Below are 12,218 nucleotides of genomic sequence, written 5' to 3' on the forward strand. Positions count from 1 at the left end.
GTCGTTCAGGAGCCGCCGGTGCGCGTGCTTCGCTCCGCCCCGGTCTCCGGCAGGCGGTAGTCGGCGAAGAGCGTCCTGAGCGCGGTCTTCTGGATCTTGCCCGTCGCGGTGTGCGGGATGCTGTCGACCAGCACGACATCGTCCGGCAGCCACCATTTCGCAACCTTGCCGGCGAGGAAGGCCAGCATCTGGTCGCGATCGGGCGTGCGGCCGGGCTTGGGCACGACGATCAGCAGCGGCCGCTCGTCCCATTTCGGGTGGGCGACGCCGATGACCGCCGCTTCCGCCACGTCGGGATGGGCGATGGCGAGGTTCTCCAGCTCGATCGAGGAGATCCATTCGCCGCCGGACTTGATCACGTCCTTGGACCGGTCGGTGACCTGCATGTAGCCATGCGGGTCGATGGTGGCGACGTCGCCGGTGTCGAAGAAGCCGTGCTCGTCGAGGATCGGCGCGTCATGGCGATAATAGGCGCCGGCGACGCAGGGGCCGCGCACCTTGAGGCGCCCGAAGGTCTTGCCGTCCCAGGGCAGCTCGCGGCCGGCATCGTCGGTCAGGCGGAACTCCACCGTGAACTGCGGATGGCCCTGCTTCACCTTGAGATCGTAGAGCGCCTCGCCAGCGAGATCGGCATAGACCGGCTTGATCGAGCAGAAGGAGCCGATCGGGCTGGTCTCGGTCATGCCCCAGGCATGGTCGACGGTGATGCCGTATGTGCGCTCGAAGGCTTCCGTCATCGCGCGCGGGCAGGCCGAACCGCCGATCACCACGCGCTTCAGGCTGGCCGGCCGCGCGCCCGTCGCCTCGAGATGCTGCAGCAGGCCAAGCCAGACGGTCGGCACGGCGGCGGTCAGCGTCACGCCCTCGCCGTCGAGTAGCTCCAGCAGCGAGGCGCCGTCGAGCTTCATGCCGGGCAGGACGAGCTTGGCGCCGGTCATCGGGGCCGAATAGGCCAGCGACCAGCTGTTGGCGTGGAAGAGCGGCACGACCGGCATCACAACCGTGCGCGAGGACAGGCCCATGAAGTCGGGCATGGCGCAGGCCATGGCGTGCAGCACGTTGGAGCGGTGCGAATACAGCACGCCCTTGGGGCCGCCGGTGGTGCCGGAGGTGTAGCAGAGGCCGGCGGCGGTGTTCTCGTCGAGCTCCGCCCAGGCGAAGTCGGCATCGGTGCCGGCGAGCCAGTCCTCGAAGCAGACGGCGTTGCGCAGGCTGGTCTGCGGCATATGGGCCGCATCGGTGAGGATGACGAAGCGCTCGACGGTCGGCAGCTTGTCGGCCAGCCCTTCGACCAGCTGGACGAAGGTCAGGTCGAGGAAGAGGATGCGGTCCTCGGCATGGCCGATCAACTGGGCGATCTGCTCCGGGAACAGCCGCGGGTTCACGGTATGGGTGATCGCGCCGATGCCGCTGATGCCGTACCACAGCGCGAGATGGCGCTCGGTGTTCCAGGCCAGCGTCGCGACGCGGTCGCCGAGCACGATCCCGTCCTTGGCGAGGCGCTTGGCGATCTTCAGCGCGGTCTCGCGGATGCCGGCATAGCTGGTGCGGCGTATCGCGCCCTCGACGCCGCGCGAGACCACTTCGCGCGCGCCGTGCTGGATCGCGGCGTGGTCGATGATCCGATGGATCAGGAGCGGCCAGTGCTGCATCAATCCGAGCATGCGTTTCTCCCGAGGCTTGGCGTCTGCGATCCGGCCCCTGTGTCGTCGGCTCTTGTCGTTGCCGACAGCATAGCCAGCCGGCGCCGCAGGGGGGAAGGGGAGCGAAAGCGCTCGCACCGGCCGCCGCGATCGGCTAGTTCATGTCTGAACGATCCCGGAAAGCAGCCCTTGCCGAACGAGCCGCCCGTTCCCGATCCGGACAATCAGAGCGTCGATCCCGACCGCGTCTGGTTCCGCTTCATGCGCCTGCACCAGCGTCTGCTCGGGCAGATGACCACGCGCATCCGCGAACTCGGCCTGTCGATTCCGCAATTCGACCTGCTCTCGACGCTGTCCGAGCGCGAGGGCATCAGCCAGAGCGAGCTGGCGGAACGGCTCTACGTGACCAAGGGCAACGTTTCCGGCCTGGTCGACCGGCTGGTGCAGGCCGGCCTCGTCGAGCGACGGGCCATCGCCGGCGATCGGCGTTCCTACGCCATGCATCTGACCCCCGAAGGGCGCCGGCTGGCCGATGCCGGCATGACGGCGCAGCGCGATTTCGTCACCGCGACGCTCGGGCGCCTGCCGCTGCGCGATCTCGAGGAGCTGGACCGGCTGGTCGTCGCCTGGCGGGAGATCGCCCGCGGGGTCGATGGCGAGTGAGCCCCAGACCTATGAGGGCCTCGCCTATGCCGGCGGCGGCAATCGCTGCTACTGGCAGGGCGGCTTCCACGAGACGGTGGCGCCGCGTCTCGGCCTGAAGCCGAAGCGGGTGGTGGGGGCCAGTGCCGGCGCCTTCGCCATGCTCTACACCGCGCTCGGCCTCGGCCCGGAGGTGCGCGAGCGGGTCCGCGAGGCCTGCATCGGCCGCCGTTCGGATCTCGACTGGGCGGCGTTCCGGCGCGGGGGCCGGCTCTTTCCTGTCGGCGAGATGTATCGCGAGCTTTTGACGCTGGTGTTCACGCCGGAGCGGCTGGCCGCGCTGCAGGGGCTCGCCGATTTCCGCATCGCCATCGCCCGGCCGCCGGGGCGCTGGCCGCTGCCGCTGATCGCGGCGCTCGGCATCGGGGCCTACCAGCTCGAGAAAAAGCTCAGCCGCCCGGTACACCCGACCGCCGGGCGACGGCTGGGCTTCGTGCCGGAGCTGGTCAGCGTCGCCGATTGCGAGACCCCGGAGGCGCTGGTTGCGGCGCTGATGGCGAGCGCCGCCGTGCCGCCCTTCATGCCGGCCGGACTGGTCGGCGGTCGCTCGGCGCTCGATGGCGGCCTGGTCGACAGCGCGCCGGCCTGGGCGCTGAACGATCTGGAGGCGGCGGGCGAGCCGACGCTCGTGCTGCTGACTCGGCCCTTCGCCGAGGTGCCGGCGGTAGCGCATCGCCGCTATGCCCGCCCGTCGGAAACCATCCCGATCAGCCAGTTCACCATCCGCGACTGGGAGGGCATCCGCTTCGCCTATGCGCTCGGCGTGCGCGATGGCGAAGCGTTCCTGCGTGCGATCGAGCGCGGCGGCATGGCTGGCGGCCGGTAGCCTTCGACTTGTTCTGCCTCAAAGAAGCGGCTCGCCGTTCGCGCTATCGCTGGTCCCGTACGCGAACGATCCGGGACCGGCCATGCGCATCAAGGGCGACCATTACGGCGACGAGCGGCTGCCGCGCTATACCAGCTATCCGACCGCGCCGCATTTCAGCCCGGCGGTCGATGCCGGCTGCTATGGCGACTGGCTGGCCGCGCTGCCGGCGGGCACGGTCGCCTCGCTCTATCTCCATGTGCCGTTCTGCCGGTCGATGTGCTGGTATTGCGGCTGCCACACCACGGTCGCCCTGCGCGACGGGCCGATCGATGCCTATCTCGCCGTGCTGCGGCAGGAAATCGACCTCGTCGCCGCGCGGCTGACCGCACCGCTCGACGTGCGCCATGTGCATTTCGGCGGCGGTACGCCGACGATTCTGGCGCCGGACGATTTCGTCGCGCTGGTTGCGCTGCTGCGCAAGCGCTTCGCGCTGAACCCGCAGGCCGAGCTGGCGGTCGAGATCGATCCACGCCGCCTCGGCGAGGCGATGATCGCGGCGCTGGCGGCGGCGGGCGTCAACCGCGCCAGCCTCGGCGTGCAGAGCTTCGACCCGGCCGTGCAGCAGGCGATCAACCGCATCCAGAGCGTCGAGCAGACCCAAGGCGTGGTCGAGGGGCTGCGGCGCTACGGCATCGGCGCGGTGAATTTCGACCTGATCTACGGGTTGCCGCGCCAGACCGTCGCCTCCTGCGTCGAGACGGTGGAGCGCAGCCTCGCCATGGCGCCGGAACGCTTCTCGATCTTCGGCTACGCCCATGTCCCGGACTTCAAGAAGCATCAGCGCAAGATCGACCCGGCCGAGCTGCCCGGCCTCGCCGAGCGGCGCGAGCAGGCGGAGGCGATGGCGCAGGCGCTGGTCGCAGCCGGCTATGTCCGGATCGGGCTCGACCATTTCGCCCGCGCCGACGATCCGATGGCCCAGGCGCTGGGGCAGGGCACGCTGCGCCGCAATTTCCAGGGCTACACCACCGATGCCTGCGAGGCGCTGATCGGCTTCGGCGCCTCGGCGATCGGGCGGCTGCCGCAGGGCTATGTCCAGAACGAGGTGGTGATCGCCCGCTATGCCGAATGGGTCGGCGGCGGCGAGCTGCCGGCGGCCAAGGGCTACCGGCTCAGCGCCGACGACCGGCTGCGGGCCGAGCTGATCGAGCGGCTGATGTGCGATCTTTCGGTGGATGTCGACGCGGTCTGCACCCGCCATGGCGTCGACCGCGCCACGCTGGCGGCGTCCGACGAGGCGCTGGCCTCGCTGGCGCAGGACGGCATCGTGGTGATCGAGGGCGGGCGCCTGCGCGTGCCCGAGGCCGCGCGGCTCCTGGTGCGCAAGGTCGCCTCCTGCTTCGACGCCTATCTCGGCCAGTCGGCGCGGCGGTTCAGCAAGGCGGTCTGAGGCGCTTCAGGCGCCGTCCACCGGCGCCGGCTTGCGGCGCGCCGGCAGCATGATCGTGCCGGAGGCCGCCATGACGAGCGCCAGGCCGAGCCAGTCGGACGGCGTCGGGCGCTCGCCGAGCAGCAGCACCGAGCCGAGCACGCCGACCGCCGGCACCATCAGCGTCCCCAGGCTGGCGATCCCGGCCGGCAGGCGCGCTATCACCACGAACCAGAGGAAATAGGCGAGCGCCTGCGCGCCGAGGATGTGGAAGGCGAGCGCCGCCGCGACGCGGGGCGAGAGCGCCTTCGGCACCGGCAGGCCCTCGAAGGCGAGCATGCCGATCGCGGCGGCGCCGCCGCCGATCAGGAGCTGCCAGGCGGCGATGGTCAGCGCCGGCGCCGCGACCGGCCAGCGCTTTGTCACGATGGTGCCGAGCGCCCAGCTGACGCTGGCGATCAGCGCCAGCACCAGGCCGGGCGAGAGCGCGCCAGCGCGGATCAGCGGCAGGCCGAGGCAGGCGAGCCCTGCGAGCCCGAAACCGAGACCGGCGAGCCGGCGGCGGTCGAAGCTCTCGCCGAGCACGAGGCGGGCCAGCAGCGTCGCCCAGACCGGCATGGTGAAGGTCAGGATCGCGGCGCGCGAGGTCGGCGCCATCAGCTGCGCGAAGGCGAGCAGCACGTTGAAGGCGGCGATGGAGAGCAGGCCTGCGACCACCAGCCGGCCCCAATGTGCGCGCGGCACCGAGAGGCTGACGCCACGGGCCAGCGCCACCGCGACCAGGACGAGCCCGGCGAAGCTCATGCCGGCGGCCCGCAGCGTCCAGGGCGCGATCTCGGTCAGAGAGATCCGGACGGCCGGCCAGTTGAAGCCCCAGAGCAGCCCGAGCAGCGGCACGAGCAGCAGGGCCCGGCCCGGCGTCGCGCCGGTCACGGTGCGATCTCTTCCAGCCCGCACCATTCGGCGACGAACAGCGCCATGGCGCCGGTGATGCGCTGGAGCGAGGCGAGGTTGACCCGCTCGTCGAAGGCGTGGATGCCCTGCGAGATCGGGCCATAGCACAGCGTCGGGATGCGGTCGTAGAGCGCGTAGACGCGCGCATCGAGATAGCAGGGCGACATGAAGCTGCGCAGGGCCTCGCCGGTGGCCTCCGCATGCGCCCGGCCCAGCACGGCCTCCGCTTCGCTGCCGGGCTCCAGCACATAGCCCTCGGCCCAGAAGCCGTTGAAGGCGACTTCCGGCGGATTGGCGGCGAGGAACGGGTCGGTGCGCGCGAAATCGGCGACGACGGCCTCGATGCGCCTGGCCATGTCGGCCGGCTTCATCCCCGGATAGAGCGCGATGCGGCAATCGACCCGGCACCAGCACGGCACGGAGGAGGGCCAGTCGCCGCCCTCGATCCGGCCGACATTCAGGTTGATCGGATGGGCCGCGTCGTCGAAATGGCGGTGCTGCGGCGCCTCGCGGTTGAGCGCGGCCTCAAGGTCGCGCAGCGCCCCGATCACCCGGTAGGCGGCGTCGATGGCATTGGCCCCGGCGCCCATCTCGCGCAGATGCGCCGGGGTGCCGCCGACCGAGAGGCGGAACCAGAGCACGCCGGTGTTGGCGCGCACCAACTGCTCCTCCATCGGCTCGGGGATCAGCGCGGCCTCGGCGCGGTAGCCGCGCAGATGCGCCATCAGCGCGCCGTTGCCGGTGGCTTCCTCCTCGACCACCGACTGGACATAGACCGTGGCGGCCGGCTGCAAGCCGATGCGCCGCAGCGCATCGAGGCAGAACAGGTTGGCGGCGAGGCCGGCCTTCATGTCGGCGCCGCCGCGCCCGTGCAGCCAGCCGTCGACGACCGCCGGCTCGAAGGGCGGCCGCGTCCACATGGCGGCGGGGCCGGCCGGGACGACGTCGACATGCGCCTGCAGGATGAGCGAGCGGCCGGTCTCGGTGCGCGGGCGGTGGATGCCGACGACGATCGGCGCGTCGGAATGCTCGTCGGTCACGGGCGCGCCGCCGGGATGCGCCGCGATCGCCTCGCGATCCATGGCGAAGCGATCCATGGCGTAGCCGCGGGCCTTCAGGGCGCGGAAGACGTGATCCTGGACCGCATGCTCCTGCCCGCGCGTCGAGGGGAAGCGCACCAGCTCCTGGGTGAAGGCAATCTGGTCGGCGAAGCCGTCCGCGACGGCGGAGAGGATGCGCTCGCGCAAGGCGGGGTCGAGAGGCATGGCGAAGGCTCCGCCGGGGATGGCGTCATCCGGTGAGGTCGGGGCCGCCCCGGCCGAGGGCGACCGGGACGGCTTGGTGCTTAAACGGGCCGGGGCCTTGCGGCCTCAGCGCGCGAACCATTTGCCGCCGGGCACGGCGGCCAGCAGCTGGCGGGTGTAGTCGTGCTGCGGATCGGCGAAGAGCGCTGCGGTCGGGCCGGTCTCGACCACCTTGCCGCGCTGCATCACCGCGATCCGGTCGCAGATCTGGGCTGCGACGCGCAGGTCATGGGTGACGAACAGGATGGCGAGGCCGAGCCGCTGCTGGATGTCCTTGATCAGCTTGAGGATCTGCGCCTGCACCGAGACGTCGAGCGCCGAGACCGCCTCGTCCGCCACCAGCACGTCGGGTTCGAGCGCCAGTGCCCGGGCGATGCCGACGCGCTGGCGCTGGCCGCCGGAGAATTCGTGCGGATAGCGATCGACGGCATTGGCCGAGAGCCCGACCAGTTCGAGCAGCTCGCGGGCGCGGGCCAGCGCCGTCTCGCGCGGCACGCCATGCGCGACCGGCCCATCCGAGATGATCCTGCCGACGGTCTGGCGCGGGTTCAGCGAGGCGAACGGGTCCTGGAAGACCATCTGGATGCGCTTGCGGTGCGGGCGCAGCGCCGCGACGCTGAGGTCGCTGATCACCAGGTCGCCCAGTGCGATGCGGCCGCTGTCGGGCTCGATCAGCCTGAGGCAGCAGCGCCCGACCGTCGACTTGCCCGAGCCGGATTCGCCGACGATCCCCAGCGTCTCGCCGCGGGCGAGGGTGAAGCTGATGTCGTCGGCCGCCTTGACCTCGCGGCCGGGGCTGAAGAACCCGCGCTTGCGATAGACCTTGCGCAGCTTCTCGACCGTAAGCACCGGCTTGTCGTCGGCGAGCGGCGGGCGCTCCGGCGGCGTCATCGAGGGCACGGCGGCGAGCAGCTTGCGGGTATAGGGATGGCTGGGCGCGCCGAGCACCTGGTCGACGGTGCCCTCCTCGACCAGCACGCCCTTCTCCAGCACCGCGATGCGGTCGGCGATCTCGGCGACCACGCCCATGTCGTGGGTGATGAACAGCACGGCGGTGCCGTGCTTGTGGCGCAGATTGTCGATCAGCTTGAGGATCTGCGCCTGGGTAGTGACGTCGAGCGCCGTGGTCGGCTCGTCGGCGATCAGCAGCTTGGGCTCGAGCGCGAGCGCCATCGCGATCATCACGCGCTGGCGCTGGCCGCCCGAGAGCTCGTGCGGATAGGCGCGTGCCAGCCGCTGCGGATCGGGCAGGCCGACCTCGGTCAGGAGCTCGACGGCCCGGGCATGCCGTTCGGCCTTGCCGAGCAGCCCGTGCGCCTCGAAGGTCTCGACGATCTGGTCGGCGACGCGCATCACCGGGTTGAGCGAGGTCATCGGCTCCTGGAAGATCATGCCGACCTCGCGGCCGCGCACATCCTCCATCGCCGCCTCGTCTAGGCCGAGCAGGTCGCGCCCGGCGAGGCGGATCGCGCCGCCGGCCGGCTTCACCGCCTTGGGCAGCAGCCCCATCACGGCATGGGCGATCATCGACTTGCCGGAGCCGGATTCGCCGACGACGCAGAGCGTCTCGCCCGGCGCGATCGAAAGCGTGACGTTCTCGACCGCATAGGGCCGGTCGGCGAGGGCGGGCAGGGCGAGCTTCAGCCCGTCGAGGGCGAGGACGGGGGTCACCATCAGTCCCTCCCACGGGCGAGACGCGGGTTGAGCGCGTCGTTGAGGCCTTCGCCGGCGAGGTTGAGGGCGAGGACCGTGAGGAAGATGGCGAGCCCCGGGAAGAAGCTGATCCACCAGGCGTCGATCAGCCGCGTGCGGCCGGCGCCGACCATGTAGCCCCAGCTCATCAGGTTGGCGTCGCCGAGGCCGAGGAAGGAGAGCGAGGATTCCAGCAGGATCGCCTGGCCGATCATCAGCGAGCCCATCACGATGATCGGAGCGATGGTGTTGGGCAGCACCTGGCTCATGATGATGCGCGGCGTCGACTGGCCGATGGTGACGGCGGCCTGGACATATTCGCGCGAGCGCAGCGAAAGCACCTCGCCGCGCACCAGCCGCGCCACCGGCGGCCAGCTTACCACCCCGATCGCCAGCACGATCGACCCCAGCTGCGGTTGCAGGATCGCGACCAGCACGATCGCCAGCGCGAAGGAGGGGATGGTCTGGAAGAACTCGGTGAAGCGCATCAGCGCATCGTCGACGAAGCCGCCGGCATAGCCGGCGATGGCGCCGAGCGGCACGCCGATCAGCAGGGCGACCAGCGTCGAGACCAGGCCGATGGTCAGCGAGACGCGCGCGCCGTGCACCATGCCGGCGGCGATGTCGCGGCCGAGCGTGTCGGTGCCGAGCGGGAAGCGCTCCATCATGAAGGGCGCCATGAAGGGCCGCCCGACCATGCGCCAGGGCGACTGCGGATAGAGCATCGGCGCGACGACGGCGAAGACGACGACCACGAGCAGGATCGCCAGCCCGATCAGGGCGCCGCGATTGCGGGCGAAGCGGGAGATAAAGTTCATGACACCGCCTCGATGCGCGGATCGGCCAGCCGGTAGACGAAATCGGTCAGGATGTTGAAGCCGACGACCATGGCCGAGGAGATGAAGAAGACGCCGAGCAGCACCGAATAGTCGCGCTGGACCAGCGCGTCGAACATCAGCCGGCCGATGCCCGGCCAGGCGAAGACGGTCTCGGTCAGGACGGCGCCGCCGACGAGCTGGCCGGCCTGGAGGCCCGCCAGCGTCACCACCGGCAGGATGGCGTTGCGCGCGACGTGGCGACGCGAGACCACGCCGGGCTTGAGCCCCTTGGCGCGGGCCGTCTTGACGAAGTCGGCCCCTGCGACCTCCAGCATGGAGGCGCGCATCATCCGGGCGTAGAGCGCGGTGAAGAACAGGCCGAGCGTCACCGCCGGCAGGACGAGATGGCGGCCGATATCGAGCGCGCGCTCGAGCCCGGTATAGTTGGCGCCGATCGTCTCGTAGCCGACATTGGGCAGGATGCCGAGCTTCAGCGAGAAGGCGATCTGGCTCATCAGCGCGATCCAGAACAGCGGCGTCGCGTAGAAGACGAGGGCGAGCGTGGTGATGACGCTGTCCTGCCAGCCGCCGGCCCGGCGGGCGGCGAGCGCGCCCATCAGCGTGCCGAGCAGCAGCGAGACGATGAAGGCCGCGCCGGTGAGCAGCAGCGTCGCCGGGAGCCGGTCCAGGATCAGGTCGAGCACCGGCTGCTGCTGGCGATAGCTGAAGCCGAGATCGAAGGTCATGTAGCCCTTCAGATAGAGCCAGAGCTGGGTCAGCAGCGGCTGGTCGAGCCCGAAGCGCTCGCGCAGTTGCAGGAGCAGCTGCTCGTCCGCCGCGCCGGCCTCGCCGGCGAGCACCTGCGCCGGGTCGCCGGGCGCGGCCCGGATCAGGAAGAAGTTCAGGACCGCGATGGCGAAGAGGACGAGGATCCCCTTCGCCAGACGCCCGGCGAGGAACTGTGCGAGATTCATACGTGGGACCAGAGGCGTCGACGGGGCGACGGGGCGGACCCGGCCGGGACAGGCCGGCTGATCCGCCGCGTCGCCCGCAGGCGGTGTCGGGGGATGTCATGCCCGGCGCGCGGCCGGGCATGGAGGGCTGAGGTGACGGCTGCCGCCATCACTCCTTCCAGGCGTCGCGGAAGCCGTCGTTGACGCCGATGCCGGTCGTCACGAGGTTCTTGACGTTGCAGCGGGAGATGGTGGGGAAGTCCATCTCGAGCAGCCAGAGCACCGGCAGCTCGTCGGCGAGGATCTTCTGCACCTTGGTGTAGAGCTCCTGGCGCTCCTTGTCGGTCGCGGCGCCGGCCGCGTCGGCGAAGAGCTTGTCGACCTCGGGATTGGCGTAGCCGCCGACATTGGCGAAGGGGTTGCCCTTGGCGATGTTGGTCGAGACGTAGGACCGGGCGACGCCCGTCGCCGGATCGCCGAGCTGGTAGAGGAAGTTGAAGCTGAGATCGAAGTCCCAGTTGCCGTTCTTCTGGGTCCAGCCGGGCACGTCGGTGGTCTCGATCTGCACCTTGACGCCGGCATCCTCGAGGTTCTGCTTGATCGCCTCGGCCCAGCGGTTCCAGACCTCGCCATAGGGGATGGCGAGCAGCTTGATCGTCTGGCCGTTATAGCCCGACGCCTTGATCAGCTCCTTGGCCTTCTTCGGATCGTAGGCGTATTTGGTGACGTCGTCCGAATAGAAGCGAGTCTTCGACGAGATCGGGCCGGTCGGCAGCTTGCCGAGGCCGCCCCAGACCACGTCCTTCCCGAATTCGCGGTCGATCGCGTACATCAGGCCCTGGCGGAACTGCTTGTTGGCCAGGATGCCGTTGCGCACATTGACCGTCAGCCAGGCATGGGGGGCGAACATCTCCCAGCCCTTGGTGGTCATGCAGGTGTTGGGCAGCTTCGACAGGCGCGCGACGTCGTAGACGTCGACCGAGCCGCCGGTCAGCACGTCGATCTTGCCGGTCTCGAAGGCCACGGCGCGCGCGGCGGCGTCGGGAATGATCTGCCAGTAGATCTCGTCGAGGTGCGGCCGGTCCTTCATCCAGTAGTTCTCGTTCTTGACGAGGTGGATGTAGGAGCCCTTCTTCCACTCCTTGAACTTGAACGGGCCGGTGCCGATCGGCGTGTTGTTCGCCGGGTTCGCGCGGTAGTCGGTGCCGTCATAGATGTGCTTGGGCACCATCGGCGCGGAGGCGACCTCCTGCGACATGATCAGCGGGCCGAAGGGCTGCTTCAGTGAGATCCTGACCGTCAGATCGTCGAGCTTCTCGATCTTGTCGACCTGGGCGTTGACGATCGGGCGCCAGCGCGGATGGACCTCGCGCAGGAACTTGTCGAGCGAGAACACCACGTCGTCGGCGGTGAAGGGCTTGCCGTCATGCCAGGTCACGCCCTCCTGCAGCTTGAAGGTGTAGACCTTTGCGTCGGGCGAGACCTCCCAGCTCTTTGCGAGCGAGGGCTGCGGCTCGAGCTTCTCGTTATAGCGCAGCAGCGATTCGTAGATGTTGCCCGCGACCATGTTGGTCGGGCCGTTCTGGTTCAGGCCCTGCATCAGCATCGGCGGCTCGGGCTGGACCACGACATGGACGGTGCCGCCCTTCTTCGGGGTCTGCGCCATGGCGCCGCCAAGCGCGATCACCGACACGGCGAGCGCCAGCCCCCACTTCTTCATCGTCATCCCTGAAAACTCCCCTCGTTTACGCGCGCCGGATTCCGACCCCGGCGACTTCGCAGCAATCGCAGCCGATTGCGAGGCGCTTGGCAAGGGTCGGCCGTGGATAAGCAAGGGATGAGCCAATCTTCGCGCGGGTCGGCGAAATCCGGCGGCTTGCGCACAATAAAAAACGGCCGGCGCCGCGAGGCTCCG

General features: G+C 69.8%; 10 protein-coding genes. 3 read left to right on the top strand and 7 right to left on the bottom strand.

Going from position 1 to position 12,218, the window contains the following annotated elements:
• Positions 1-5 precede the first annotated feature (5 nt).
• Positions 6-1,664, bottom strand: a complete 1,659-nt coding sequence (locus ABE438_RS14825; protein ID WP_346503415.1) for a long-chain-fatty-acid--CoA ligase — start codon at positions 1,662-1,664, stop codon at positions 6-8.
• A 240-nt stretch (positions 1,665-1,904) separates the two neighbouring features.
• Between ABE438_RS14825 and ABE438_RS14830 the strand changes: the two genes are divergently transcribed.
• The 3 genes from ABE438_RS14830 to hemN all read left to right on the top strand — a co-directional run bounded on the left by ABE438_RS14830 (position 1,905) and on the right by hemN (position 4,603).
• Positions 1,905-2,306, top strand: a complete 402-nt coding sequence (locus ABE438_RS14830; protein ID WP_346503475.1) for a MarR family winged helix-turn-helix transcriptional regulator — start codon at positions 1,905-1,907, stop codon at positions 2,304-2,306.
• A complete protein-coding gene (locus ABE438_RS14835) occupies positions 2,296-3,171 on the top strand; it encodes a patatin-like phospholipase family protein (RefSeq protein WP_346503416.1) in 876 nt (291 codons plus the stop codon). Before ABE438_RS14830 ends, ABE438_RS14835 begins: the two co-directional genes overlap by 11 nt.
• Positions 3,172-3,253: 82 nt before the next feature.
• On the top strand, positions 3,254-4,603 hold the full coding sequence (gene hemN / locus ABE438_RS14840; RefSeq protein WP_346503417.1) for an oxygen-independent coproporphyrinogen III oxidase: 1,350 nt from the start codon (positions 3,254-3,256) through the stop codon (positions 4,601-4,603).
• A gap of 6 nt (positions 4,604-4,609) precedes the next feature.
• On the opposite strand, the gene ABE438_RS14845 is transcribed toward hemN, so the two are convergent.
• The 6 genes from ABE438_RS14845 to ABE438_RS14870 form a co-directional block, all read right to left on the bottom strand.
• Positions 4,610-5,515, bottom strand: a complete 906-nt coding sequence (locus tag ABE438_RS14845; RefSeq protein WP_346503418.1) for a DMT family transporter — start codon at positions 5,513-5,515, stop codon at positions 4,610-4,612.
• A complete protein-coding gene (locus ABE438_RS14850) occupies positions 5,512-6,801 on the bottom strand; it encodes an ArgE/DapE family deacylase (RefSeq protein WP_346503419.1) in 1,290 nt (429 codons plus the stop codon). Before ABE438_RS14850 ends, ABE438_RS14845 begins: the two co-directional genes overlap by 4 nt.
• A gap of 105 nt (positions 6,802-6,906) precedes the next feature.
• Positions 6,907-8,514: an ABC transporter ATP-binding protein gene (locus ABE438_RS14855; protein ID WP_346503420.1), complete on the bottom strand. Its 1,608-nt coding sequence runs from the start codon at positions 8,512-8,514 to the stop codon at positions 6,907-6,909.
• Positions 8,514-9,350 carry an ABC transporter permease gene (locus tag ABE438_RS14860; RefSeq protein WP_346503421.1) on the bottom strand — a complete coding sequence of 279 codons (837 nt, stop codon included), beginning with the start codon at positions 9,348-9,350 and terminating at the stop codon, positions 8,514-8,516. The genes ABE438_RS14855 and ABE438_RS14860 overlap by 1 nt, the downstream gene beginning before the upstream one ends.
• Entirely contained in the window at positions 9,347-10,324 is a 978-nt protein-coding gene (locus ABE438_RS14865) for an ABC transporter permease (RefSeq protein ID WP_346503422.1), read from the bottom strand. Before ABE438_RS14865 ends, ABE438_RS14860 begins: the two co-directional genes overlap by 4 nt.
• A gap of 148 nt (positions 10,325-10,472) precedes the next feature.
• Entirely contained in the window at positions 10,473-12,029 is a 1,557-nt protein-coding gene (locus tag ABE438_RS14870; protein ID WP_465248622.1) for an ABC transporter substrate-binding protein, read from the bottom strand.
• Positions 12,030-12,218 lie beyond the last annotated feature (189 nt).

This window comes from Allobosea sp. TWI1241 (assembly GCF_039673065.1).
Taxonomy (GTDB): Bacteria; Pseudomonadota; Alphaproteobacteria; order Rhizobiales; family Beijerinckiaceae; genus Allobosea.

Bases quoted from the DNA above. Each gene is read 5' to 3' on its own strand.
- ABE438_RS14825 (WP_346503415.1), bottom strand. From the start codon at position 1,664: ATGCTCGGATTGATGCAGCACTGGCCGCTCCTGATCCATCGGATCATC.
- ABE438_RS14830 (WP_346503475.1), top strand. From the start codon at position 1,905: ATGCGCCTGCACCAGCGTCTGCTCGGGCAGATGACCACGCGCATCCGC.
- ABE438_RS14835 (WP_346503416.1), top strand. From the start codon at position 2,296: ATGGCGAGTGAGCCCCAGACCTATGAGGGCCTCGCCTATGCCGGCGGC.
- hemN (WP_346503417.1), top strand. From the start codon at position 3,254: ATGCGCATCAAGGGCGACCATTACGGCGACGAGCGGCTGCCGCGCTAT.
- ABE438_RS14850 (WP_346503419.1), bottom strand. From the start codon at position 6,801: ATGCCTCTCGACCCCGCCTTGCGCGAGCGCATCCTCTCCGCCGTCGCG.
- ABE438_RS14855 (WP_346503420.1), bottom strand. From the start codon at position 8,514: ATGGTGACCCCCGTCCTCGCCCTCGACGGGCTGAAGCTCGCCCTGCCC.
- ABE438_RS14860 (WP_346503421.1), bottom strand. From the start codon at position 9,350: ATGAACTTTATCTCCCGCTTCGCCCGCAATCGCGGCGCCCTGATCGGG.
- ABE438_RS14865 (WP_346503422.1), bottom strand. From the start codon at position 10,324: ATGAATCTCGCACAGTTCCTCGCCGGGCGTCTGGCGAAGGGGATCCTC.
- ABE438_RS14870 (WP_465248622.1), bottom strand. From the start codon at position 12,029: ATGACGATGAAGAAGTGGGGGCTGGCGCTCGCCGTGTCGGTGATCGCG.